General features: G+C 66.7%; 24 protein-coding genes. 8 read left to right on the top strand and 16 right to left on the bottom strand.

From position 1 onward, the window contains the following. Positions 1 to 262 precede the first annotated feature (262 nt). Both ftsH and rlmE read right to left on the bottom strand, forming a co-directional pair. Complete coding sequence (ftsH, locus tag RKE25_RS09825; protein ID WP_311842044.1) at positions 263 to 2,212, bottom strand: ATP-dependent zinc metalloprotease FtsH; 1,950 nt, start codon at positions 2,210 to 2,212, stop codon at positions 263 to 265. Further along, complete coding sequence (rlmE, locus tag RKE25_RS09820; RefSeq protein WP_311842043.1) at positions 2,209 to 2,859, bottom strand: 23S rRNA (uridine(2552)-2'-O)-methyltransferase RlmE; 651 nt, start codon at positions 2,857 to 2,859, stop codon at positions 2,209 to 2,211. The genes ftsH and rlmE overlap by 4 nt, the downstream gene beginning before the upstream one ends. A gap of 79 nt (positions 2,860 to 2,938) precedes the next feature. Here rlmE and yhbY point away from each other — a divergent pair, with 79 nt between their 5' ends. Together yhbY and RKE25_RS09810 are read left to right on the top strand one after the other, a co-directional pair. Next, the gene (gene yhbY, locus RKE25_RS09815) at positions 2,939 to 3,235 is read left to right on the top strand and encodes a ribosome assembly RNA-binding protein YhbY (protein ID WP_311842042.1); all 297 of its coding nucleotides are present in this window, start codon (positions 2,939 to 2,941) and stop codon (positions 3,233 to 3,235) included. 7 nt (positions 3,236 to 3,242) lie between these two features. Beyond that, positions 3,243 to 3,620, top strand: a complete 378-nt coding sequence (locus tag RKE25_RS09810; protein ID WP_311842041.1) for an Mth938-like domain-containing protein — start codon at positions 3,243 to 3,245, stop codon at positions 3,618 to 3,620. Positions 3,621 to 3,653: 33 nt separating this feature from the next. Here the strand turns inward: RKE25_RS09810 and RKE25_RS09805 are convergent, their stop codons facing one another. The 4 genes from RKE25_RS09805 to surE form a co-directional block, all read right to left on the bottom strand. Then, the gene (locus tag RKE25_RS09805) at positions 3,654 to 4,682 is read right to left on the bottom strand and encodes a peptidoglycan DD-metalloendopeptidase family protein (protein ID WP_311842040.1); all 1,029 of its coding nucleotides are present in this window, start codon (positions 4,680 to 4,682) and stop codon (positions 3,654 to 3,656) included. A 62-nt stretch (positions 4,683 to 4,744) separates the two neighbouring features. Then, the gene (locus tag RKE25_RS09800; protein WP_311842039.1) at positions 4,745 to 5,353 is read right to left on the bottom strand and encodes a VTT domain-containing protein; all 609 of its coding nucleotides are present in this window, start codon (positions 5,351 to 5,353) and stop codon (positions 4,745 to 4,747) included. Between the two features lie 25 nt (positions 5,354 to 5,378). Then, positions 5,379 to 6,059 (bottom strand): protein-L-isoaspartate(D-aspartate) O-methyltransferase, encoded by a 681-nt coding sequence (locus RKE25_RS09795; RefSeq protein ID WP_311842371.1) that lies wholly within the window; start codon positions 6,057 to 6,059, stop codon positions 5,379 to 5,381. A 2-nt stretch (positions 6,060 to 6,061) separates the two neighbouring features. Further along, a complete protein-coding gene (surE, locus tag RKE25_RS09790; protein WP_311842038.1) occupies positions 6,062 to 6,853 on the bottom strand; it encodes a 5'/3'-nucleotidase SurE in 792 nt (263 codons plus the stop codon). A gap of 228 nt (positions 6,854 to 7,081) precedes the next feature. Between surE and RKE25_RS09785 the strand changes: the two genes are divergently transcribed. Beyond that, positions 7,082 to 7,624, top strand: a complete 543-nt coding sequence (locus tag RKE25_RS09785; RefSeq protein WP_311842037.1) for a Smr/MutS family protein — start codon at positions 7,082 to 7,084, stop codon at positions 7,622 to 7,624. Positions 7,625 to 7,680: 56 nt separating this feature from the next. Here the strand turns inward: RKE25_RS09785 and truD are convergent, their stop codons facing one another. The 8 genes from truD to RKE25_RS09745 all read right to left on the bottom strand — a co-directional run bounded on the left by truD (position 7,681) and on the right by RKE25_RS09745 (position 15,609). Next, a complete protein-coding gene (truD, locus tag RKE25_RS09780) occupies positions 7,681 to 8,688 on the bottom strand; it encodes a tRNA pseudouridine(13) synthase TruD (RefSeq protein WP_311842036.1) in 1,008 nt (335 codons plus the stop codon). A 48-nt stretch (positions 8,689 to 8,736) separates the two neighbouring features. Beyond that, the gene (gene mgtE, locus RKE25_RS09775) at positions 8,737 to 10,179 is read right to left on the bottom strand and encodes a magnesium transporter (protein ID WP_311842035.1); all 1,443 of its coding nucleotides are present in this window, start codon (positions 10,177 to 10,179) and stop codon (positions 8,737 to 8,739) included. Next, positions 10,176 to 10,649: a 2-C-methyl-D-erythritol 2,4-cyclodiphosphate synthase gene (ispF, locus tag RKE25_RS09770; RefSeq protein ID WP_311842370.1), complete on the bottom strand. Its 474-nt coding sequence runs from the start codon at positions 10,647 to 10,649 to the stop codon at positions 10,176 to 10,178. Before ispF ends, mgtE begins: the two co-directional genes overlap by 4 nt. 16 nt (positions 10,650 to 10,665) lie before the next feature. Continuing rightward, positions 10,666 to 11,355 carry a 2-C-methyl-D-erythritol 4-phosphate cytidylyltransferase gene (gene ispD, locus RKE25_RS09765; protein ID WP_311842034.1) on the bottom strand — a complete coding sequence of 230 codons (690 nt, stop codon included), beginning with the start codon at positions 11,353 to 11,355 and terminating at the stop codon, positions 10,666 to 10,668. Between the two features lies 1 nt (position 11,356). Beyond that, the gene (gene ftsB, locus RKE25_RS09760; RefSeq protein ID WP_311842033.1) at positions 11,357 to 11,692 is read right to left on the bottom strand and encodes a cell division protein FtsB; all 336 of its coding nucleotides are present in this window, start codon (positions 11,690 to 11,692) and stop codon (positions 11,357 to 11,359) included. 19 nt (positions 11,693 to 11,711) lie between these two features. After that, on the bottom strand, positions 11,712 to 13,025 hold the full coding sequence (gene eno, locus RKE25_RS09755; protein WP_311842032.1) for a phosphopyruvate hydratase: 1,314 nt from the start codon (positions 13,023 to 13,025) through the stop codon (positions 11,712 to 11,714). A gap of 77 nt (positions 13,026 to 13,102) precedes the next feature. Next, positions 13,103 to 13,936: a 3-deoxy-8-phosphooctulonate synthase gene (gene kdsA, locus RKE25_RS09750; protein WP_311842031.1), complete on the bottom strand. Its 834-nt coding sequence runs from the start codon at positions 13,934 to 13,936 to the stop codon at positions 13,103 to 13,105. Next, on the bottom strand, positions 13,933 to 15,609 hold the full coding sequence (locus tag RKE25_RS09745; protein ID WP_311842030.1) for a CTP synthase: 1,677 nt from the start codon (positions 15,607 to 15,609) through the stop codon (positions 13,933 to 13,935). Before RKE25_RS09745 ends, kdsA begins: the two co-directional genes overlap by 4 nt. Positions 15,610 to 15,790: 181 nt before the next feature. Between RKE25_RS09745 and RKE25_RS09740 the strand changes: the two genes are divergently transcribed. From RKE25_RS09740 to RKE25_RS09730, 3 genes are all read left to right on the top strand, one after another. After that, entirely contained in the window at positions 15,791 to 17,590 is a 1,800-nt protein-coding gene (locus RKE25_RS09740) for an aminopeptidase P family protein (protein ID WP_311842029.1), read from the top strand. A gap of 103 nt (positions 17,591 to 17,693) precedes the next feature. Continuing rightward, positions 17,694 to 19,583: a DNA topoisomerase IV subunit B gene (parE, locus tag RKE25_RS09735; protein WP_311842028.1), complete on the top strand. Its 1,890-nt coding sequence runs from the start codon at positions 17,694 to 17,696 to the stop codon at positions 19,581 to 19,583. 108 nt (positions 19,584 to 19,691) lie between these two features. Next, positions 19,692 to 20,216 (top strand): 3-hydroxyanthranilate 3,4-dioxygenase, encoded by a 525-nt coding sequence (locus RKE25_RS09730; protein WP_311842027.1) that lies wholly within the window; start codon positions 19,692 to 19,694, stop codon positions 20,214 to 20,216. Positions 20,217 to 20,219: 3 nt separating this feature from the next. Here RKE25_RS09730 and RKE25_RS09725 read toward each other — a convergent pair whose 3' ends face one another. Next, positions 20,220 to 20,780, bottom strand: coding sequence for an NUDIX hydrolase (locus tag RKE25_RS09725; protein WP_311842026.1), 561 nt, complete (start codon positions 20,778 to 20,780; stop codon positions 20,220 to 20,222). 181 nt (positions 20,781 to 20,961) lie between these two features. On the opposite strand from RKE25_RS09725, the gene RKE25_RS09720 reads away from it, so the two are divergent. Together RKE25_RS09720 and RKE25_RS09715 are read left to right on the top strand one after the other, a co-directional pair. Beyond that, the gene (locus tag RKE25_RS09720; protein WP_311842025.1) at positions 20,962 to 22,440 is read left to right on the top strand and encodes an amino acid permease; all 1,479 of its coding nucleotides are present in this window, start codon (positions 20,962 to 20,964) and stop codon (positions 22,438 to 22,440) included. Positions 22,441 to 22,524: 84 nt separating this feature from the next. Continuing rightward, positions 22,525 to 23,967: an amino acid permease gene (locus tag RKE25_RS09715; protein WP_311842024.1), complete on the top strand. Its 1,443-nt coding sequence runs from the start codon at positions 22,525 to 22,527 to the stop codon at positions 23,965 to 23,967. Positions 23,968 to 24,428: 461 nt separating this feature from the next. Here the strand turns inward: RKE25_RS09715 and RKE25_RS09710 are convergent, their stop codons facing one another. Beyond that, positions 24,429 to 24,761, bottom strand: coding sequence for a high-potential iron-sulfur protein (locus tag RKE25_RS09710; RefSeq protein WP_311842369.1), 333 nt, complete (start codon positions 24,759 to 24,761; stop codon positions 24,429 to 24,431). Positions 24,762 to 24,781: the final 20 nt, after the last annotated feature.

Raw genomic sequence — 24,781 nt, 5'->3', positions numbered from 1 at the left:
CCGTCAATACTTTTTTCAGATTTTTTTCACCGAATGCCGAAGCATTCATTTACCGGTGAACGACCACCATGTCGAAGCCGTACATTCTAACGGCCAGGAACAAGATCGCCTAGGGGCAACGCGAACCAAAAGAGCCCGCTGTTTCCCGTAGCGAGCCTCCCCTTGCTGCACTTTCCTGCATGCAGCTCACGACAGCAAAAACGAAAGAGGGCAGCCTTGGCTGCCCTCTTCTCATTTCTTCCGAACCAACGGGGTTCGTCGCTCAATTGAACGGGTGCCGGCTCTGCGTGGCCGGATCGCCCACCTTGGCGCCAGCATCGCCGCGCGGCGGCGGTGGCGGCGGGGTCGGTCCAGTGGAAGCGCTCTTCGTCCAGTCCGCCGGCGGGCCCGGCACGCGGCCAGCCATGATCTCGTCGATCTGGTGAGCGTCGATGGTCTCGTATTGCAGCAGCGCCTCGGCCATCACGTGCAGCTTGTCGATGTTCTCGGTCAGCAGCTGCTTGGTGCGCGCGTAGGCGCGATCCAGGATGTCGCGCACTTCCTCATCGATCTTGCGGGCGGTTTCGTTCGAGACGTTCTTGTGCTGCGTGACGGCACGGCCAAGGAAGACTTCATCCTCCTCCTCGCCGTACGTCACCGGGCCAAGCTTGTCGGACAGACCCCACTTGGTCGCCATGTTGCGCGCCATCTTGGTGGCCCGCTCGATGTCATTCGACGCGCCCGTGGTGACCTTGTCTTCGCCGAAGATCAGCGCTTCGGCGACGCGGCCGCCATACAGCGAGCACAGCTGCGATTCGATCGCCACGCGGTTCATGCTGTACTTGTCGCCTTCCGGCAGGTACATGGTCACACCCAGCGCGCGGCCGCGAGGAATGATGGTGACCTTGTAGACCGGGTCGTGCTCCGGCACCAGACGACCCACGATGGCGTGGCCGGCCTCGTGATAGGCGGTGAGCTTCTTTTCGTCCTCGCTCATGGCCATGGAGCGGCGCTCCGTGCCCATCAGGATCTTGTCGCGCGCCTTGTCGAGGTGGCTCATGCGCACGTCGCGCGCGTTCTCGCGCGCCGCGAACAGGGCTGCTTCGTTGACCAGGTTGGCCAGGTCGGCGCCGGAGAAACCCGGCGTACCGCGCGCGATCGTCATGGGATCCACGTCCGCCGCGGTCGGCACCTTGCGCAGATGCACCTTTAGGATCTGCTCGCGCCCCTTCACGTCCGGCAGGCCAACCACCACCTGGCGGTCGAAACGGCCCGGACGCAGCAGCGCGGGATCCAGCACGTCCGGCCGGTTGGTCGCGGCGATCACGATCACGCCTTCGGTACCTTCGAAACCGTCCATCTCGACCAGCAGCTGGTTGAGCGTCTGCTCGCGCTCGTCATGACCGCCGCCCAGGCCGGCGCCGCGATGGCGGCCGACTGCATCGATTTCGTCGATGAAGATGATGCAGGGCGCGTGCTTCTTAGCCTGGTCGAACATGTCGCGCACGCGGCTGGCGCCCACGCCCACGAACATTTCGACGAAGTCGGAGCCGGAAATCGAGAAGAACGGCACCTTGGCCTCGCCGGCGATCGCCTTGGCGAGCAGGGTCTTGCCGGTGCCGGGCGGGCCCACCATCAGCACGCCGCGCGGAATCTTGCCGCCGAGTTTCTGGAACTTGCCCGGGTCGCGCAGGAACTCGACCAGCTCGCCGACCTCCTCCTTGGCTTCGTCGCAACCGGCGACGTCGCTGAAATTGACTTTGATCTGATCCTCGCCCTGCAGCTTGGCGCGCGAGCGCCCGAAGCTCATGGCGCCGCGGCCGCCTGCGCCAGCCTGCATCTGGCGCATGAACCAGATGAACACGCCCACGATCAGGATGATCGGCAGCCAGTTGAGCAGCAGGCCCAGCAGAGAGAAGCCGTTGTTGGCCGGCTCTTGCCGCACCTCCACGCCCTTGTCCTGCATCTGCTTGACCACCGAGCTGGTGGAGAAGCCGAGCACGGGGGCGACGGTGCGGAATGCGCTGCCGTCCTTGAGCTTACCGCTGATGGTGGCCGGCTGGTCGGCACTGATCACCGCGGTGGATACGTTGCCGTTGTCCACGCTCTGTACAAAGCTGCTGTAAGGCAGGTCGGACGACGACGCGCCATGCGGATTGAAGCTCTGGAACACCGTGAGCAACACCACGGCGATGATCAGCCAGAGCAACAGATTTTTAGCCATCTCGTTCATGCACGGTTCTCGCCCGGTTGAGCGCCACTGACCTTTCTTCCTGTGGCCAGCGCATATACCTCACGCGAACGGGCGCGGGAGGCCTTTGGTTTACGCATAGTTACGCGCGAAAACTCCGCGCGCAAGTTACGCAGGTAATCGTCGAAGCCTACGCCCTGGAATAACTTGATCAGGAACGAACCGCCGGGTTTCAGCCATTGGCGACTGAAATCCAGTGCCAGCTCGGCCAGATCCATTGCCCGGATCTGGTCCGCCAGCGCGACACCACTCATATTGGGGGCCATGTCGGACAGCACAAGATCGACCTTCTGTCCGTCCAGCCGGCTCTCCAGCTCGCGCAGCACGGCCTCCTCCCGGAAGTCCCCTTGCAGGAAGTCCACCCCTGCGATGCCCTGCATGGGCAGAATGTCGAGGGCGACCACCGTGCCGTTGTCGCCCAGCCGCTGGCGCACCAGCTGCGACCACCCGCCGGGAGCGGCGCCCAGGTCGACCACGCGCATGCCCGGCTTGAGCAGCCGGTCGCGGTCGATCAGCTCTTCCAGCTTGAAGACGGCGCGCGAGCGCAGGCCCTCGGCCTGGGCCTTCTTCACATAGACGTCATCGAAATGCTCCCGCAGCCAGCGGGAACTGCTTTTGCTGCGAGACATGGGTCGGCAACGGCCACAGGATAATGGGGTGCCATGATACCCTTGTCGGTCCACCTGCCGCGAATCCGAGACTGAACGCATGTCGCTCTCCCCGTCACAGCGCCGCTACCTGCGCAGCCTGGCCCATGATCTGAAGCCAGTGATCCTGCTCGGAGCCAAGGGCGCGACCGAGGCCGTGGTCAAGGAACTCGATCTGGCCCTCACCCATCACGAACTGGTCAAGGTGAAGCTGTCGGGCGGCGACAAAGACGAGCGCCAGGAACAGATCGACGTTCTCGCTGGCGGCACCGGCGCGGAGAATGTCCAGCAGATCGGCCACATCGTGGTCCTGTTCCGTCGCAACGAGGACGAGCCCAAGCTCGCCCTGCCCCGCTGAGCCTTCCATGGACCTCTCGCTCGACCGCCCCGGCGATTACCTCTTTGTCCGCCGCGTGGGCAGCCGCAGCATCACCGTAGTCGATCGCGAGTTCACGCGCAGCCTGGTGCTTTCCCCAGTGCGCGCCATCGAGGATTGGCCGGTCGCTCACGCCCGGGAGCTGGATGCCGGCCACGTGGACGCCATCCTGGAGCTCGATCCGGAAGTGGTGATCCTGGGCACGGGCGAACGCCAGGTCTTTCCTGCAGCAGCCTTCATGGCCGGCTTCCTGCGCAAAGGCGTCGGCGTCGAGGTGATGGACAATGCGGCTGCCGCACGTACCTATGACCTGCTCGCGGGCGAAAATCGCCGCGTCGTGGCCGCGTTCATTCTTCCGAACGACTGAGGCTTCGCCCCTGGCGAAGCCCTATTCCGAACTTCACCGAGCCGGCAGATAACCCAGCGGATCGACCGGATTGCCGTCGCGGCGGATCTGGAACTGAAGTTCGTCCCTGGACGCGCCCGTCGAGCCCATCTCGGCGATCTGCTGGCCCGCGCTGACGCGCTGGCCTTCTTTCACCAGGCGCTTGCTGTTGTGGCCATAGGCCGACAGGAAGCTGTCGTTGTGCTTGATGATCACCAGTTCGCCGTAGCCAACCAGACCATTGCCGCTGTACACGACCACACCGTCGGCCGCAGCCCGTACGGGGTCCCCTGACTTGCCGAGGATCTCGATACCGGGGATCGCGTCGCCCGACTGGAAGCGCTTGCCCAGCGTGCCATCCGCCGGCCAGCGCCAGGTGATGCCGCCGCTGGCGCGCGTGGCGCCGGCAGCAACCGGCTGAACAGGCGCCGGTGGCGGGGTCGCCGCCGCCGCGGCCGTATGCGCGGTCGCGGGAGCGCCGGCCACGGGCACCACCAGAGGGGCGGTGCTGGCGGGCGCAGGAGCCGCAACAGGAGGATGCGACGCGGGCGCGGCCGAGGCCGGAACAGAAGCCGGCACGGAAGCCGTCGTGGCCGCGTGGCCGGGAGCCGTCGCTGCCTGATCGCCAGTCACTGTCTGGAATCCACCCGCGGAACCGGGGGCCGTCGTCGGCGACGGAGCCGTCGAGGGTGCCGGCTTCACCGTCGCCACCGTTCCGGCGTGGCTCGCGGCAACGGGTGCCGCTTCCTTCCCGGAGAGCTTCAGCGTCTGCCCCGGCCAGATCGTGTAAGGCGCGGCGATGCCGTTCCAGGACGCCAGATCGCGGAAGTCCACGCCGTTGCGAAAGGCGATCGAGTAGAGCGTGTCACCCTTCACCACCCGGTAGGTTCCTCCGGGCGCGGCAGCGCGCGTGGCGGCCGGCGCCACGGTACGTCCCTGTGCGCCACTGGCCGGCTCGATGACCACCGAGCTGCGTGGCGACACGCAGGCAGCGAGCAGCAGGGAGAGAGCGGCGGGGGCGAAGTAGCGACTGTGTCCTTTCATGCGGTGAGCATACCGAGCCGTAACTCCATTTTCATGCTGGCGTGTCGCCGGCCCGCGCCGCATCAGCCGCGCAGCAGCCACCAGACCACCAAACCGACGAGGATGACGACCGCCGCCCAGCCGATGCGCTCGATGTGCTTGTGCAGGATGCGCTCCGCCCGCTCGCCGAAAAGCCGGATCAGCAACGCCAGCAGCCACACGCGCTTGCCGCGGCCGACCGCCATGCACACCAGGAACGGGACGATCGGCACGCCCACGATACCGGCGGCCCAGGTCACGAACTTCATCGGCACCACCGGTTGCAGCGCCGCGAGCGCCAGCACCACCAGCAGGCCGAGCCAATGCGTATTCATCTGCGCGCGGAGGTTTTCCACGCCTTGCTCGATCGGCGCCAGCAAGTGCAGCGCCTCGAGCACCGGATGGAGCGCCTGGAACGCCCAATGGCCGAGCGCGTAGCCGACCAGCGAGCCGAGCAGCGAGAACAACAGGCTGAGGTTGGCGTAGAAGAATGCCTTGTGCCGCTTGCCCAGCATCATCGGCGCCAGCATCACCTCCGGCATGATCGGAAAGATGAAGGCCTCGACGAAGCTCAGCCCGCAGAGGTAATAGACCGCCCTGGGGTGGCGCGCCCAGGTCAGGGCACGGGCGTACAGCGTTCCGAAGAGGCGCATCGAGCGTCCTAGATGAAATGTGGGGTCAGCCGATGCCGCCGAGCAGCGGCACGAAACTCACGGGGCCGAGCTCTTCCTGGATGAAGTCGCCCTCGCCGTCTCCGCGCATGCGGATCAGGGTCTGGTGACTGGGCGAGCCCACGGGCGCCACCAGCACGCCGTGAGGGCTGAGCTGGTCGAGCAGTTGGGTGGGAATGGTATCGCCAGCGGCAGTGAGAATGATGGCGTCGAACGGTGCTTCGTCCGGCCAACCCAGCTTGCCGTCGTCATGGCGCGAACGGATGTTGGCCAGCCCGAGCTGGCGGAAACGGCGGCGCGCCTGGCGCAACAGTTCCTCGATGCGCTCGACCGTGTAGAGCTGTGGTACCAGCGAGGCGAGCACCACTGCCTGGTAACCCGAGCCGGTGCCGATCTCCAGCACCTTCTTCGGCAGGCCGAACTCCAGCAGCGCCTCGGTCATGCGCGCTACCACCCAAGGCTGGGAGATGGTCTGGCCATGGCCGATGGGCAGCGCGGTATTTTCGTAAGCGCGCGAATGCAGCGCCTGGTCGATGAAGTGATGACGCGGCAGGTTGCGGATCACCTCGATCACGCGGGCATCCTTGATCCCTTCGTCCTTCAGTTTCGCTGCCAGGCGATCGCGCGCGCGTTGCGATGTCATGCCCTCGCCTTTCAGCGCGGACGGCGGCAGCGGATGCACGTTCATGGTCATGCCGCTTTCTCCCCGTTCCCGTCGGCCATGTGGCCGCTGAGCGCACTCATCCAGCTGCTCACTTTCTCCAGCGCCTGGAAGCGCGTGAGATCGACATGGATCGGCGTGACCGAGACATAGCCGCGCTGCACGGCATTGAAGTCGGTGCCGGGGCCGGCGTCGTCCACGTCGCCGGCCGGGCCGATCCACCAGATGGGCTTGCCGCGCGGATCGGTCTGTCGGATGCAGGGGGCGGAACGGTGGCGCTTGCCCAGGCGGGTGACTTCGAAGCCGTGGATCTCCTCCCAGGGGCGATCGGGCACGTTGACGTTCAAGATGGTGTCGGCCGGCAGCGGATCCACCAGCAGGCGTTCCATCAGCATCAGCACGGCACGCGCCGCGGACTCGTAATGCTCGCCCTTGTGGTCCTTGCTGACCAGCGAGACGGCGATAGCCGGCAAGCCGAGGAAGCGCCCTTCCATCGCAGCCGAGACCGTACCCGAGTAGATCACGTCGTCGCCCAGGTTGGCCGAGTTGTTGATGCCGGACACCACGATATCCGGCTCATGATCGAGCAGGCCGGCCAGCGCGAGGTGCACGCAATCCGTCGGCGTGCCCGCCACGCGGTAGTAGCCGTTGTCCATCCGCAATGCGCGGATCGGCGCGTCGAGGGTAAGTGAATTGCTGGCGCCGGAACGGTCCCGGTCGGGGGCCACCACCGTGACCTGGCCGACCGCGCCGAGGCGCTCGGCGAGCACGCGGATGCCGGGAGCATCCACGCCGTCGTCGTTGCTGACAAGAACTCGCATCGTCATCCGTTCAAAGCCAATGGCTGGCACGCACCCGAGTCCCCGGCGCGCCAGTGAATGTTCCGAAGTCTACCCGAGCAAGGCAGGAGTTTTCACCGCCATCCGCTCGCAACATATTGAATTCGTGCCGCTGCCGGCGTGAGAAGAAGGATGCGCCCGCTGCCGCTTGCCTGCCGGCTACACCGTCACGGAACCGCGTTCGCGGCTTCCTGGTCTAGGATGGCGCCCATGAAACGCCGACCTCCCGCCACCGTGACCGACGACGATGCGCGCCTGTTCCGCGATGCCATCGGCGAGGTCCGCCGTCTCGATGCGGTCGAGCCGCCGGCTGCGCCCAAACCCGAGCCGCGCGCCCACATGCTGGAGGCGGACGAGGCTGCAGTGCCCGGCGAACTGCTGGACATGGCCTTCGATCCCGGGCTCATGGAAGTCGGCGAGGAACTCAGCTATCTGCGCGACGGTTATCCGCTCAAATTGCTCAGGCAGCTCAAGCGCGGCCAGTTCAGCGTGCAGGACGACATCGACCTGCATCAAATGAATGCCGCGGCCGCGCAGGCCACCATCGCCGCGTTCCTGGCCGAGGCGCACGAACGCGGATGGCGATGCGTCCGCATCGTGCATGGCAAGGGTTTACGCTCCAAGAGCAGCGGCCCGGTGCTGAAGGTGCTGACCGACCGGCTGTTGCGGCGGCGTGACGACGTGATCGCGTTCGCTTCGGCGCGACCGATGCAGGGCGGCACCGGCGCTGTGGTGGTGCTGCTGAAGGACTGAACCCGGAAACCTTTCCCGCCTGCGGGCAAAGGCCCGCACTCGTTCCTGCAGAGGCGTCAGGTGGTGGCGAGTTCGCGCACGATCACGGTGGCATAGGCTCCCGCAGGCAAGCCGAACGTCAGCTCCAGCGCATCGCCTTCCAGCCATCGCCACTGCAGCTGGTCCGGGATCAAGCGCAGCGGACGCCGCTCCTGATCCATCCGCGCCGCCACCAGCCCCGCTACTAGATCGGCGTTCGCCTCGGCGATCTGCGTTTCCAGTTGCGCTACCTCCGCCCCGGCCGGCGTCTCGCCCTGCCCCCACAGCGGACCGGACGGATGAATGTCGCCGCGCGCCAGCCTGTCCGCCAGCACCTCGTCGAACGGCTCCGGCCCGAACCAGGAGCGGCTGCCGGCGAGCGACCACAACTCGCCTTCCAGCGGCGTATCCCACGCGCCGCGCTCGACCCGCGCGGCCAGGACCTCGTTGAAAATGTGCGAACGCGCGGCGGACAGCAAGAACTGGCGCTTGTCGCGGTCCACGCGGCGCCCGGCGAACATCGCCCTGGCCTGTTCCACATTGCCGCCGCCCCGGCCGAAGCGCTGCTCGCCGAAATAGTTCGGCACGCCGCGCGCGGCGATCCGCTCCAGCACTTCTTCGGCGCGCGCACGATCGCCCTGCACCTGCCGCAGCACCAGCACGAACCGGTTGCCGCGCAGCGCGCCGCGCTTGAGCTTGCGCGCGTGCCGGGTGGCGGAAATGACCTTCACCTCGGCATGCGGAAAAGCGGACCAGTCCGGATCCGGCTTGCCGGCCAGCTGCACCGAGAAGGTCTGGCGCGTGACCGCATGGCGGTCCTTCAAGCCGGCATAGCCGACCGCCACCGGCGGCACGCCCGCATAGCGGGCCAGCTCGCGCGCCACCCAATCCGTGGTGGCGCCACGCTTCTCGACCAGCAACAGGGCGTGCTCGCCCTCGCCGTCCGCTTCGTATCCGAGGACCTCCTCCACGCGGAAGTCCTCGGGCGTGCTGCGCAGCTGGGCGCTCAGCGGCGGTGTGCCATTGGCGTAGGGAAGATCGCTCATGCGGAAGAACCAGAAAGATGGATGCGCCGGCCGGATGCCGGCGCCACGTTAGACCAGGAACAGCGTCGCCAGCCCGAGGAAGATGAAGAAGCCGCCGCTGTCCGTCATGGCGGTGATCAATACGCTGGAACCCAGCGCAGGATCGCGTCCCGCACGGGCCATCAGCATCGGGATGCCCACGCCGCAGAACGCCGCGAGCAGCAGATTGAGGGTCATCGCCGCGGTCATGACCAGGCCCAGCGAAACATTGCCGTAGAGCGCCCAGGCCACCACGCCGATCACGCCGCCCCACACCAGACCGTTCGCCAGCGCCACGCCCATTTCCTTGCGCCACAGGCGCCTGGCGCTGTCCGTGGTGATCTGGTCCAGCGCCAGTGCGCGCACGATCATAGTGATGGTCTGGTTGCCGGAGTTGCCGCCGATGCCGGCGACGATCGGCATCAGCGTGGCCAGCGCCACCAGCCGCTGGATCGAGCCTTCGAACAGGCCGATCACGCGCGACGCGATGAAGGCCGTCACCAGGTTGATGGCCAGCCACGCCCAGCGGTTGCGCACCGACTTCCATACCGAGGCGAAGATGTCTTCTTCCTCGCGCAGGCCGCCACGGCTCAGCGCCTCGCTCTCGCTTTCCTCGCGGATCACGTCGACCATCGCATCGATGGTGATGCGGCCGATCAGATGACTGCTGTCGTCCACCACCGGCGCCGTCACCAGGTCGTAGCGCTCGAACGCCTGGGCGACTTCGTAGACATCGTCGGCCGGGTGGAAGGTATTCACATCCGGCGCCATCACCTCGCTCACCATCCTTTCCGGCGAGTTGACCAGCAGCCAATGCAGCGGCAGCACGCCGGTGAGCACGTTCTCGTAGTTCACGACGAACAGCTTGTCGGTCTGCGCCGGGAGCTCGTCGAAGCGGCGCAAGTAGCGCAGTACGACTTCGAGACTGACGTCCTCGCGGATGGTGACCATCTCGAAGTCCATCAGCGCACCGACCTGGTCCTCCTTCCAGGACAGGGCCGACTGCAGCTGCTCGCGCTGCTGCGCGTCGAGGCTGGCCATCAGCTCGGGCAGCACCTCGGTCGGCAGGTCCTCCACCAGGTCGGCCAGCTCGTCGGCCTCCAGCGGTTCCACCGCGGCGAGGATTTCGCCCTGGTCCATGTCCGCGATCAGGGATTCGCGGACCGCGTCCGAGACTTCGAGCAGGATCTCGCCGTCGCGATCGGCCTTCACCAGCTGCCAGACCGTCAGGCGGTCTTCCAGCGGCAGGGCTTCGAGGATGTAGGCGATGTCGGCCGGGTGCAGGCCGTCGAGCTGGCGCTGCAATTCCGACAGGTGCTGGCGGTGCAGCAGGTTGTCGACCAGCTCCTGGTGCGGGCCGTGCTGCGCATGCGCGACCTGCTCCACCAGCTTGTGCCGGCGCAGCAGTTCGATGATGTGCTCCAGCTGCTCGTGCAGCCGGTTGGCGGAGCCGCGGACCTCCGCCTCGCTCATGCCAGGACCAGCAGCGCGCAGGCCTGGGCGGCGATGCCTTCGCCGCGGCCGGTGAAGCCCAGTTGCTCGGTCGTGGTGGCCTTGATGCTCACGCGGTCGAGGTCGCAGTGCAGGTCTTCCGCCAGAAGCTCGCGCATGGCCTGGGCGTGCGGGCCGACCTTCGGAGCCTCGCAGATCACTGTGACGTCCACGTTGCCGATCGCATAGCCGCGTTCGCGCATCAGCGCGTAGGCGTGGCGCAGGAACAGGCGGCTTTCCGCATGGCGCCAGCGTTCCTGCGACGGCGGGAAGTGACGCCCGATGTCGCCCAGCGCGAGGGCCCCGAAGATCGCATCGCACAGGGCGTGGATCACCACGTCGCCGTCGGAATGAGCGATGACGCCGCGGCTGTGCGGCACGCGCACGCCGCCCAGCATGACGTGGTCGCCATCGCCGAAAGCGTGTACGTCGTAGCCCTGGCCGATCCGCATCATGCGCTGTCCATCCTCACGTCGTCTTGCTCAGCAGGAACTCGGCCAGCGCGAAATCGGCGGCCGTCGTGACCTTGATATTGTCCTCGGCGCCTTCGACGAGCAACGGGGCAAAGCCCGCGCGCTCCATCGCCATCGCCTCGTCGCTAACCTTGAGGCCGGCAGCCGCTGCCGCGCGCAATGCTTCCGCCAGTTCACCACGGCGGAACATCTGCGGAGTGAAGGCGCGCCAGCGCTCCTCGCGCGGCTCGGTGGCGAGACTGCGCCCCGAGGCATCGGCACGCTTGAGCGTGTCGCGCAACGGCGCCCCCAGCAGCCCGCCGCCCGCCGGCGTGGCCAGGTCGATCAGGCGCTCGATGTCGGCCGTGCGCACGCAAGGGCGCGCGGCGTCGTGGACCAGAACGAATGCATCCGGCGCCACCTCGGGAGGCAGGGCATGCAGGCCGGCGAGCACGGAATCGCAGCGCTCGGCCCCGCCGATAGCGGTACGCACGGGTTTGCCGGCGAGCCGGTCCCATCCAGGCCACCGTTCGTCCCCGGCACCCAGCACCACCATCAGGCCGGCGATGCGCGGGTGTGCGGCCAGCCGTTCCAGCGTGTGCCGGATCAGCGGTTCGCCGGCCAGCGGCAGGTATTGTTTGGGGATGTCTCCGCCGACCCGCGCCCCGCGCCCGGCGGCCGGCACTACGCACCACAGGGAAGTCATGTCAGGGCCCGCTGCTGCCGCTGGCAGCCGGCGGCGCAGGGGCGCTGGATGCGGCGCCCGGCTGCTGCTCGACCACCTGGTAGAAGGTCTCGCCGGGCTTGATCAGGCCCAGCTCCCCGCGCGCTCGCGCTTCCACCGCCTGTTCGCCATGCTTGAGATCGTCGACGTCCGCGCCCAGCGCCTGATTGCGCTGGAGCAGGCGCTGGTTGTCCTCGGTCTGTTTCTTCACGGCGGCGCGCAGGGTTTCTACCTCGTGCACGCCGCCGTTGCCGGTCCACAGCTTTACCTGCAGACCGATCAGCACGAGCAGCAGGATGAGAGCGATCCAGCGCAGCATGGCCTAGGGACGGATGCCGTCAGCCCGGCAGCTTGGCCAGGTTCGGGAACGCGTTGCGGCCGGCGTATTGCGCGGCGGCACCCAGTTGCTCCTCGATGCGCAGCAGCTGGTTGTACTTCGCCACGCGGTCGGTGCGGCACAGCGAACCGGTCTTGATCTGGGTCGCGGTGGTCGCCACGGCAATATCGGAGATGGTGGTGTCCTCCGTCTCGCCGGAGCGGTGCGACACGATCGCGGCGTACTTGGCGGCGTCGGCCATGGCGATCGCTTCGAGCGTCTCCGACAGCGTGCCGATCTGGTTGACCTTGATCAGGATCGCGTTGGCGATCTTCTTGTCGATGCCTTCCTTGAAGATGGCCGGGTTGGTCACGAACAGGTCGTCGCCGACCAGCTGCACCTGCTTGCCGATGGTGTCGGTGAGCAGCTTCCAGCCGTCCCAGTCGCCTTCGGCCATGCCGTCCTCGATGGTGACGATCGGATACTGCTTCGCCCAGCTGGCCAGCAGGTCGACGAACTGCGCCGGCGTGTAGACCTTACCCTCGCCTTCCAGATCGTACTTGCCGTCCTTGAAGAACTCGGAGCTGGCCACGTCCAGGCCCAGCAGGATGTCGCTGCCGACCTTGTAGCCGGACTTGTTGACCGCTTCGAGGATGGTGTCGAGCGCTTCGATGTTCGAGCGCAGGTTCGGCGCGAAGCCGCCCTCGTCGCCCACCGCCGTGTTGAGACCCTTGCCCTTCAGCACGCTCTTGAGCGCGTGAAAGATCTCCGTGCCGGCGCGCAGCGCCTCGGCGAAGCTCGGCAGGCCGACCGGCAGCACCATGAACTCCTGCACGTCGACGTTGTTATCGGCATGGGCGCCGCCGTTGATGATGTTCATCATCGGCACCGGCAGCGCGCCAGGCTTGCCGGTGGTGCCGTTGATGGTCGCCAGGTACTGCCACAGCGGCCGCCCCTGCTGCGCTGCAACGGCATGCGCGGCGGCCATCGACACGCCCAGGAGGGCGTTGGCGCCGAGCTTGCCCTTGTTCGGAGTACCGTCCAGCGCGATGAGCTTGGCATCCAGACCCTTCTGGTCGGCCGCGTCGAAGCCCTTCAGCGCACCGGCGATCGCACCGTTGACGTTGCCCACCGCGTTCTTCACGCCCTTGCCGAGATAGCGCGACTTGTCGCCATCACGCAGCTCCACCGCCTCGCGGGTACCAGTGGACGCGCCGCTGGGCACTGCCGCACGACCGAAGCCGCCGCCGGCCAGGGTCACTTCCGCTTCGAGCGTGGGATTGCCGCGGGAGTCGAGGATTTCGCGGGCGTGGATGCGGGTGATGTCAGTGCTCATGCAGTTCCAGTCCAGAGGTGGCAGGGGATGAACCAAACGGGGATCGCGCGCCGTCCCGGGGACGGCGCGCGGGTGGATTAGAGGGTCTGCTCGAGGAAACCGTGGCGCTTGGTCACGGCATCCAGTTCCATCAGCGTTTCCAGCAGCGCTTCCATCTTGCCCAGCGGCCAGGCATTGGGGCCGTCGCTCAGCGCCTTGGCCGGATCCGGATGCGTCTCGGCGAACAGGCCCGCCACGCCGACCGCGATGGCTGCGCGCGCCAGCACCGGCACGAATTCGCGCTGGCCGCCGGAACTGGTGCCCTGCCCGCCCGGCAGCTGCACCGAATGCGTCGCGTCGAACACTACCGGGCAGCCGGTGTCGCGCATCACCGCGAGCGAACGCATGTCGGACACGAGATTGTTGTAGCCGAAGCTGGCGCCGCGCTCGCACACCAGGATGTCGTCGTTGCCCACGGCCTTGGCCTTGTCCACGACGTTCTTCATGTCCCACGGCGCGAGGAACTGGCCCTTCTTGATGTTCACCGGCTTGCCGGCGCGGGCCACCGCCTGGATGAAGTCGGTCTGGCGGCACAGGAAGGCCGGCGTCTGCAGCATATCCACCACCGAGGCGACTTCGCCGAACGGGGTGTATTCGTGCACGTCGGTGAGCACCGGCACGCCGACCTGGCGCTTTACCTCGCCCAGGATGCGCAGACCTTCTTCCATGCCCAGGCCGCGGAAGCTGGAACCGGACGACCGGTTCGCCTTGTCGAAGCTGGACTTGAAGATGAAGTTGACGCCGAGCTTGGCGGTGATTTCCTTCAGTTTGCCCGCCGTCTCCACCTGGAGCTGCTCGGATTCGACGACGCAGGGCCCGGCGATCAGGAACAGCGGCTGGTCCTGGCCGACCTCGAAACCGCACAGCTTCATGCGACGTTCTCCTTCGCCCGGGCCAGGCGCTCGCCTTCGCGCACCGCCTTGTATTCGCGGGCAGCGCGGACGAAACCGATGAACAGCGGATGGCCGTCGCGCGGCGTCGAGGTGAATTCCGGATGCGCCTGGCAACCGAGGAACCACGGATGCTTCTGCTGCGGCAGTTCGACGATCTCCACCAGCAGGTCGTCCATCGACTTGCCGGAGATGACCATCCCCAGGTCCTCGAAGGACTGGCGGTAGCGGTTGTTGAACTCGTAGCGGTGGCGATGGCGCTCGCGCACCACGTCCTGGCCGTACAACTCGCGCGCCAGCGTACCGACCTTCAGGCGACACTCCTGCGCGCCCAGGCGCATGGTGCCACCCAGGTCGGAACGCTCGTTGCGGGTCTCGACCTCGCCGGTGGCGGTAGTCCACTCGGTGATCAGCGCGATCACCGGGTCCGGCGTGTTGCGATCGTTCTCGCTGGAGTCCGCGTCGGCCAGGCCGGCCACGTGGCGGGCGAAATCCACCACCGCCGCGTGCATGCCGTAGCAGATGCCGAAATACGGCACCCCGTGCTCGCGCGCGTACTTGGCAGTCAGCACCTTGCCCTCGAAGCCGCGCTTACCGAACCCGCCAGGCACGAGAATCGCATCCACCTCGCCCAGCACTTTGGCCGCGCCTTCGGCCTCGATCTGCTCGGAGTCGATCCACTTCAGGTTGACGCGCGTCTGCTGCTTGATGCCGCCGTGGCGCAGGGCTTCGCCCAGCGATTTGTAGGCATCCTTGTGCTCGACGTACTTGCCGACGATGGCCACGCTGACCTCGTCTTTCGGATGCTCGACCGCATCGACCGTGCGCTGCCAGGCGGACAGGTCGGCCGGGCCGGCTTCCAGGCCGAGGCGCTTGACCACGATCTCGTCCAGGCCCTGCTTGTGCAGCCACAGCGGCTGCTTGTAGATGATGTCCACGTCCGCCGCGCTGATCACGGCGTTTTCCGGCACATTGGTGAACAGCGCGATCTTGCGGCGCTCGCCGTCGGGCAGCGGCTGTTCGCAGCGGCACAGCAGCACGTCCGGCTGGATGCCGATGGAGCGCAGTTCCTTCACCGAATGCTGGGTCGGCTTGGTTTTGATCTCGCCGGCGGCCTTGATGTACGGCACCAGGGTCAGGTGCATGAACAGGCACTTCTCCGGACCGTGCTCGATGCGCAGCTGGCGGATGGCCTCCAGGAACGGCAGCGACTCGATGTCGCCCACCGTGCCGCCGATCTCCACCAGGGCCACGTCGAAGCCGCGGGTGGCCTCGTGGATGCAGTGCTTGATCTCGTCGGTGATGTGCGGGATCACCTGCACGGTGGCGCCCAGGTAGTCGCCGCGGCGCTCCTTGCGGATCACCGACTCGTAGATCTTGCCCGTGGTGATGGAGTTCTTGCCCGTCAGGCGGGTATGGACGAAGCGCTCGTAGTGGCCCAGGTCCAGGTCGGTCTCGGCACCGTCGTCGGTGACGTACACCTCGCCGTGCTGGAAGGGGCTCATGGTGCCCGGGTCCACGTTGATGTACGGGTCGAGCTTCATCATGGTGACCGAGAGGCCACGCGCTTCCAGAATGGAAGCCAGCGACGCCGCGGCGATGCCCTTGCCAAGCGAGGACACCACACCGCCGGTGACGAAAATCAGGGGGGTCATGGGATGCAGCCGTGCTGGAAATCGGCATTTTAGCGGGAGTCGCTCCAGGCCGCGAGCGGTCCCGGGAAAATTTCGCCCCCGATTCTTGGAGCCTGTTCATCGAACCTGCCGTCGAACTGTCCGCCGAGTCCTGCCGTCGCATGCCACGGACCAGCTCCACGCCGACTGCTAGCATGAACGGATGAGCCACCCCATTCCTTCCCGCCTTGCCCTTTTGCGTGAGGCCATGCGTCGCCACGGCGTGGATGCCTGCCTCATCCCCAGCGCCGATCCGCACATGTCCGAGTACCTGCCCGACCACTGGCAGGCCCGCGCCTGGCTGTCCGGATTCACCGGCTCGGCCGGCCTCCTGATCGTCACGCCGGACCAGGCCGGGCTGTGGACCGACTCGCGCTACTTCGCGCAGGCCGAACGGCAGCTCGCCGGTACGGGCATCGAACTGATGCGTCAGCGCCCCTCGCAGGCCTCCGAGCACCTGGAGTGGCTGCGCCAGCACCTGGGCGACGGTCAGACCCTGGCGGTGGCTGGCGACAGCCTTCCGCTGGCAACCCGCGAACTGATCGACCGGCGCTTCGCGTCCACCGGCGCCCGGTTGCGCACGGACCTCGACCTGCCCGGCGCCATCTGGACGGACCGCCCGCCCCTGCCCGTGGCACCGGTGGTGGAACACCCGATCCGCTATGCCTGCATCACCCGGGCGGACAAGCTCGCCCGCCTGCGCACGGCCATGCGCAAGCACGGAGCCTCGCATCACCTGGTATCGAGCCTGGACGACATTGCCTGGCTGACCAACCTGCGCGGCAGCGATGTCGAATGCAACCCGGTCTTCCTGGCGCACCTGCTGGTCGCCGCCGACGGCCCGGCCACCTTGTTCGTCGACCGGCGCAAGCTCACTGACACGCTGGTCGCCGCGCTCGCCGCCGACGACGTGCGCATCGCGAACTACGCCACCATCGCCGATGCCCTGGGCGAGCTGCGCGCCGGCGACACCCTGCTGCTGGACGCCCATCGCGTCGCCAGCGTCATCGCCGACGCCATTCCCCCCGCCGTACGCCGGGTCGAAGCCGCCAATCCGTCCACTTTGCTCAAGGCGCGCAAGAGCGCCGGCGAGCTGGATCACGTGCGCGAGGCGATGCGCCGCGATGGCGCGGCCCTGGTCCGGGCGTTCCGCCGGCTGGAGGAGCGCCTGGCCGCCGGCATGACGCAGACGGAACTGGACGTCGAAGCGCTGCTGCGCGAAGAGCGTTCGTCCCAACCCGATTTCATCGGCGAAAGCTTCGCCACCATTGCCGGCTACCAGGCCAACGGCGCCCTGCCCCATTACCGCGCCACGCCGGAGAGCCACAGCACGCTCAAGCCGCTGGGCCTGCTGCTGGTGGATTCCGGCGGGCAGTATCTGGGTGGCACCACCGACGTGACCCGCGTGCTGGGCCTGGGCCCGACCACCGCCGAGCAGCGCCGCGACTCCACCCTGGTAATGAAGGGGCTGATCGCGCTGTCCCGCGCCCGCTTCCCGAAGGGAGCCAGCGGCCCGCAGCTGGACGCACTGGCCCGCGCACCGCTGTGGGCCTCCGGCCTGGACTATGGGCACGGTACCGGCCATGGCGTGGGCTACTTCCTCAACGTGCACGAAGGGCCGCAGAGCATCCGGCCGCCTGTGCCCGGCACCGCGCTTCATGCCCTGGAGCCGGGCATGATCACGTCCATCGAGCCGGGCGTGTACAAACCGGACCGGCACGGCATCCGCCACGAGAATCTGGCGGTCGTGGTCGAGGCGGACCAGACCGAGTTCGGTGAGTTCTTCGCCTTCGAGACGCTTACGCTCTGCCCGTTCGATCGCCGCGCGCTGGAGCCGGGGCTGCTCAATCCGGAGGAACGGGCCTGGCTGGACGACTACCACGCCAAGGTGCGCGCCGCACTCAGCCCGCTGCTGGAAGGTGCGGACCTGGTCTGGCTGGAGCGGCATTGCGCGCCGCTGTAAGGCCGCCGCGGCGCCAGGCTACCTGTCGGCTTGACCTCTCCCGTCGGCCACCCCATGCTCCCGCGCTTGACTCCCCCGGACCCTCTCCCTGAAACCGCCGAGCATGAGCAGTCGCTACAACGCCGCAGACATTGAAGTCCTCTCAGGCCTGGACCCGGTCAAGCGCCGGCCGGGCATGTATACGGACACCAGCCGCCCGAACCACTTGGCGCAGGAAGTCATCGACAACTCGGTGGACGAGGCCCTCGCCGGCCACGCCAGCGCCATCCAGGTCGTGGTCCACACGGACGGCTCGGTCGAGGTCACCGACGACGGCCGCGGCATGCCGGTGGACATCCACCCGGAAGAAGGCATTCCTGGCGTGGAGCTGATCCTCACCCGCCTGCACGCGGGCGGTAAGTTCTCCGGCAAGAACTACAACTTCTCCGGCGGCCTGCACGGCGTGGGCGTCTCGGTGGTGAATGCGCTGTCCACCCGGGTGGAAGTGACGATCCGCCGCGACGGCAGCGAACACCGCATGGCCTTCGAGCACGGCGACCGGGCCAGCGAGCTGGAAGTGATCGGCAGCGTGCCGAAGAAGAAGACCGGCACCACGGTGCGCTTCTGGCCCGACCCGAAGTACTTCGATTCGCCGAAGATCTCGCTGTCCAAGCTGAAGCACCTGCTGCGCGCCAAAGCCGTACTGTGCGCCGGCCTGAACGTGAAACTCACCGACGAAGCCACCGGCGAAGTGAGCGAGTGGCATTACGAGGACGGCCTGCGCGACTACCTGCGCGGCGAGCTGGACAGCGCCGACGCGCTGCCGGCCGAACTGTTCGTGCATCACGTGCAGCGTGATACCGAAGGCCTGGACGTCGCCCTGGCCTGGCTACCAGAAGGCGAGCTGGTCCAGGAAAGCTACGTCAACCTGATTCCCACCGCCCAGGGCGGCACGCACGTCAACGGCCTGCGCAGCGGCCTGACCAATGCCGTGCGCGAGTTCTGCGATATCCGCAACCTGCTGCCGCGCGGCGTGAAGCTGGCGCCGGAAGACGTGTGGGAGCGCCTGTCCTTCGTGCTCTCCGCCAAGCTGCAGGACCCGCAGTTCGCCGGCCAGACCAAGGAGCGCCTGTCCTCGCGCAACGCCGCGGCGCTGGTCGAAGGCGTGGTGCACGACGCCTTCAGCCTGTGGCTGAACCAGAACGTCGAACTGGGCGAGCGCATCGCGCAGCTGGCGATCGAACGCGCCAGCGCACGCCTGAAGGCCTCCAAGCAGGTCGTCCGCAAGAAGATCACCCAGGGCCCCGCCCTGCCCGGCAAGCTCGCCGACTGCACGGCCACGGACCTCACCCGCACCGAGCTATTCCTGGTGGAGGGCGACTCGGCCGGCGGCAGCGCCAAGCAGGCGCGCGACAAGGAGTTCCAGGCCATCCTGCCGCTGCGCGGCAAGATCCTGAACACCTGGGAAGTCGAATCCGGTTCGGTGCTGGGCTCGGAAGAAGTGCACAACCTCGCGGTGGCGATCGGCTGCGACCCGGGCAAGGACGACCTCAGCGGCCTGCGCTACGGCAAAGTCATCATCCTCGCCGACGCGGACTCCGATGGCCTGCACATCGCCACCTTGCTGAGCGCACTTTTCCTGCGCCACTTCCCGGCCCTGGTACGTGACGGCCACGTGTTCGTGGCGATGCCGCCGCTGTTCCGCGTGGACGTGGGCAAGCAGGTCTTCTACTGCCTCGACGAGAACGAGAAGGCCGCGCTGCTCGCGCGCATCGAGCGCGAAAAGATGAAAGGCCAGGTCAGCACCACCCGCTTCAAGGGCCTGGGCGAGATGAACCCGGCGCAGCTGCGCGAGTCCACCATCCACCCCGACACGCGCCGCCTAGTGCAGCTCACCGTGGACGACGGCGATGGCACGGCGAAGCTGATGGACATGCTGCTGGCAAAGAAGCGCGCAAGCGATCGCAAGGCGTGGCTGGAAGAAAAGGGCGATCTGGCGACGCTGGAGGTCTGAAGCGCTCCTCGGCGCTCCAGTCCAGCAGAAACGTCGTCCCGGCAACGCCGGGATGACGGCGCGGCGAACGGTGCTAACGTAGCCGGACCTCATCCAAGCCTTTCCGCCATGGCCCTCACGCCGCCGCTGGACCTGCAACGCTGGATCGACGAACACCGCCACCTGCTCAAGCCGCCGGTGGGCAACAAATGCATCGTCGACGGCGATTTCATCGTGATGATCGTGGGCGGCCCGAACGCGCGCACCGACTACCACTACGACGAAGGCCCGGAGTTCTTCTACCAGCTCGAAGGCGAGATGGTGCTGAAGGTGCAGGACGACGGCGCGGCGCGCGACATTCCGATCCGCGCGGGCCAGGTGTTCTACCTGCCGCCGCGCGTGCCGCACTCGCCGCAGCGCATGCCCGACTCGATCGGCCTGGTGATCGAGCGCCGCCGCCTCGCCGGCGAAAAAGACGGCCTGATGTGGTTCTGCCAGCAGTGCAACCACAAGCTGTACGAGGAATACTTCACGCTCGAAAGCATCGAGCACGACTTTCCGCCCGTGTTCGAACGCTTCTACCGCTCGCGCAAGGCACGCACTTGCCCGCAGTGCGGCACGCTGCACCCCGCGCCCGCCAAGTACGGCGACTGACCTCTACTCAGGCATCTCGCGGCGGCGCAGCCACTTCGCCGCCATGCGCCGCAGGGACGGATCGGAAGCCGGATCGGCCGCGATGTCGGCGATCGGCTTCCAGGCCAGGGCGAGCGATTCCTCGCTCACCGCGAAGTCTTCGCTGCCGGTGGCACGCACCACGTAACGCACGTCGTAATGGAAATGGCCGGGTTCATGGCCGCGTTCCGGAATCCAGTGGCAGTCGATGTCGAACGGCACCGGTTCGACTTCCAATTGCACCAGGCCGGACTCCTCCTCGGCCTCCCGCAGCGCCACCCGCGCCAGGTCGGCATCGCCATCGGCATGGCCACCCAGTTGCAGCCAGCGGCCGAGCTTCCGATGGTGGGTCAGCAGGATCCGCTCGCCGTCCGCGCTGACCAGCCAGGCCGATCCGGTGAAATGCCCTACCGCGTGGGCACGCTCGAACACCGTGGGCGCCGAGTGCAGGAAGGCCAGGAATCGATCGGCCTCCGCATGTTCTTCCGGATGACGCTCGGCGTAGCGGCCAAAGTGAGCGGCCAGGGCATGAAAAATGTCTTGCATGACTTGTGACATAGGAAAACGACGAAGCCGCCATCATAGCTGCGGCGCGACTTGTACCCCTCCCATCCCTCCGCTAAGGTTCGATGCTTCCGCGTCCGCACATGCCCGGCCGCGGCTCCGAAAGCCTTTCCATACAAGCTTTTCCAAAACGACGAGCAGCCATTCCCGGAGGGGGGAACCCATGCTGAAAAACCTGTTTGCGACGACGCAGATATCTCCTGCGTCCGCCGAGCTCCCGGATGACGGAGCGCATGGCGAGGCCACCCTCAAACGCGCCCTGACCGCGCGACACCTCATCATGCTGGGCATCGGCGCGATCATCGGTGCAGGTATCTTCGTCATCACCGGACAGGCGGCCGCCGAGCATGCCGGCCCGGCCATCGTGCTGAGCTTCGTCTTCGCGGGCATCGCCTGCGCCCTCGCCGCCCTCTGCTATGCCGAGTTCTCGGCGATGCTGCCGGTGTCCGGCAGCGCCTACTCCTACTCTTACGCCACGCTGGGCGAATACGTCGCCTGGTTCGTCGGCTGGAGCCTGGTACTGGAATACCTGTTCACGGTCGCCACCGTGGCGGCCGGCTGGTCGGGCTACTTCAACAAGCTGCTCTCGCTGATCAGCGGCTGGATCGGCCATGACGTCTCGCTGCCGCAGGTGCTCGCCGCAGCCCCCTTCACGGTCGTCGACGGCCATATCCAGGCCACCGGCATGTTCATCAACCTGCCGGCCGTGGCGATCATCGCGGCGATCACCGGCCTGTGCTACGTGGGCATCACCCAGTCGGCCTTCGTGAACTCGATCATCGTGGCGATCAAGGTGACGGTGATCCTGCTGTTCATCGCCTTCGCGGCGAAGTACGTGAATCCGGACAACTGGCATCCCTTCATTCCCGCCTCCGAAGGCCCGTCCAAGTACGGCTGGGCCGGCGTGGGCCGCGCGGCGGCCATCGTGTTCTTCTCCTACATCGGCTTCGACGCGGTCTCCACCGCCGCCGCCGAGGCGAAGAACCCGCAGCGCGACATGCCGATCGGCATCATCGGCTCGCTGATTCTCTGCACGGTCCTGTACATCATCGTGTCCGGCATCCTCACCGGCATCGCCGATTTCCGCCTGCTGGGCACGCCGGAGCCGGTCTCCACCGCGCTGGACAACTACCCGACCCTGCACTGGCTGCAGATCATCGTGGTGATCGGCGCCGTCACCGGCCTGAGCTCGGTGATCCTGGTGATGCTGATGGGCCAGCCGCGCATCTTCTACTCGATGGCGCGCGACGGCCTCATCCCGCCGCTGTTCGGCCGCATCCATCCGAAGTACCGCACACCGCACGTCGGCACCGTCGTGGTGGGCGTGCTCGCCGCGACGCTGGGCGGCCTGTTCAACATCGGCGTGCTGGGCGAAATGGTGGCCATGGGTACCCTGCTGGCCTTCGCCACCGTGTGCGTCGGCGTGCTGGTGCTGCGCTATACCCGTCCCGAGCTGCCGCGCTCCTTCCGCGTGCCGGTGCCGTGGATCGTCTGCCCGCTCGGCGCGCTCGCCTGCATGGCGCTGTTCCTGCAATCGTTCCTGGAGCACTGGCGCTGGATGCTCACCTGGATCGCCATCGGCCAGGTGATCTACTTCCTCTACGGCTACTCGCACAGCAAGCTGCGCAAGCCCGCCGCCTGATCCACGCATCGAGGGCCGGCTCCGAGCCGGCCCTCCCTTTTTGGGCCGGACGATACGTCCGGCACGCTCCACCCAGGTTCACGCATGCTCAATCAGCTTTTCGCCCGCAAAACCGACTTCTCCGACGCTGACGACTGCCACGGCGGCCCTTCCCTGCGGCGCACGCTGGGCAAATGGGGCATCACCGCCCTGGGCATCGGCGCGGTCATCGGCACGGGCATCTTCGTGGTCACGGGTCAGGCGGCGGCGGAGCACGCGGGACCGGCCGTGCTCATCTCGTTCATGCTTGCGGCGATCTGCAGCGGCTTCACGGCGCTGTGCTACGCGGAATTCGCGACGCTGATCCCGATCTCGGGCAGCTCTTACTCCTACGCCTACGCCACGCTCGGCGAGCTGGTCGCGTGGTTCATCGGCTGGAACATGGTGCTGGAATACGGCATCTCCGCCTCGGCCGTCGCGGCCAGCTGGACCGGCTACTTCACCAGCCTGCTCGACCACATAGGCATCCACCTGCCGATCGCGCTGACCGAAGCGCCGCTGGCATTCAAGGACGGGCACCTGGTCACCACCGGCCACCTGCTCAACCTGCCCGCCGTGGCGATCGTGCTGGCGCTCACCTGGCTGTGCTACATCGGCATCCGCGAATCGTCGGGCCTGAACGTCCTGATGGTGCTCCTGAAAGTGGGCCTGATCGTGGTCGTAGTGGTCGCCGGCTATCGCTACATCGATCCGGCCAACTGGCACCCCTTCATTCCCACTGAGCAGGAGCCGGGCAAGTACGGCTGGTCCGGCATCATGCGCGGCGCGGCGATGGTGTTCTTCGCCTACATCGGCTTCGAAGCGACATCGACCGCGGCCCAGGAATGCAAGAACCCGCAGAAGGACCTTCCCTTCGGCACCCTGGTCTCGCTGGTGATCTGCACGGTGCTCTACCTCGCCATGGCGGCGGTACTGACCGGCCTGATCCCGTACACCGAGCTGGGCACCAGCGAACCGGTGGTCACCGCGATCCGCAACCATCCGGAACTGAACTGGCTGCGCCTGGTGGTGGAGATCGGCGCGATGATCGGCCTGTCCTCGGTGATTCTGGTGATGATCATCGCCCAGCCGCGCATCTTCATGATCATGTCGCGCGACGGTCTTTTGCCGCCGGTGTTCAACCGCATCCATCCGCGCTACCGCACGCCCCACCTCAACACGGTCATCACCGGCGTAGGCATTGCCATCCTGGCGGCCGTGTTCCCTCTGGACCTGCTCGCCGACCTCACCTCGATGGGTACGCTGATCGCCTTTGTGGCGGTGTGCGCCGGCGTGCTGATCCTGCGCTACACATCTCCAGAGCTTCCGCGCCTGTTCCGGGTGCCTGCGGCGTGGTTTGTCTGCTCCGCCGGCGTGGTGAGCTGCCTGGCCCTGCTGTACTTCATGTCCTGGTTCAACTGGGTGCTGATGATCGTCTGGACCGTGATCGGCCTGGCCATCTATTTCGGCTACGGCATGCGCCACAGCCGCCTGCGGAAGGCAGCCTGAGCGCATTTTCGGCAAACAGCAGCGTACGCCGCTCATTTGTCGCGAACAGATGTGAAGGCACGGGAACTGAACAGAACTGCCGCGAAATGTGCAATCCGGCTTCATTTTTGATGTCCAGTCACGAATAATCTGATAAACGATTGATCTGTCAGGATTTAACGAGACTTTTTCGGGAAAATTTTGCGGGGCGACTGCCCCAAACCGCCCTTCGGGGAGTATCATCGGCAGTCCGTGGGTTGATCACTTGGCAGTGGGCCCCGGATTGCCGCCCGGCGCGTCAGGCGGGTCAGCTCCTCGGCCTGACGCGTCTGGGCTGCATCTTCTCTCCGGCAGATCGTTCGATCGCCGATGACTCTCCTATATCCGCTCCAGCTCCGGCGATTCGCTCGCCGCGGGCGCTGTCGTGCGCCCAACAAAAAGGCCGGCTTGGAGCCGGCCTCGATGACGCGCGAAGGGTGCGCTCAGGCTTTCTTCGGCGCGTGCGACACGCACCAGCCCTTCGCGGCGACCGATTTGCCCGGGAACAGCTGACACGGGCCGTAACCCGAAGGGCCGCCGGAGTAGAACTGGCAGTTCGCGCAGATGTCGCCGGCCTTGTGCTTGGGATCCTTCGTCTTGCTCGCATCCTCGACATAGCCCAGCGCCTTCGCGGTGGGATCGGTCTCGGCCACGTGCGGCAGATCAGCGGCGCGGGCGAGGCGCGGCAGTCCGCCGATCACCGCGGCGGCAGCGGCGGTACCCGCGGCGGCCTTGAGGAAGCGGCGACGCGACTCGAGTTCTTTCTCATGCGACATTGGAAAACCTCCGTCTAGGG

Origin of the sequence: Dyella sp. BiH032 (genome assembly GCF_031954525.1) — a bacterium.
Classification (GTDB): Bacteria; Pseudomonadota; Gammaproteobacteria; order Xanthomonadales; family Rhodanobacteraceae; genus Dyella_D.
Note: the sequence above shows the minus strand (reverse complement) of the source record. Positions and strands in the feature narration are given on the sequence as shown.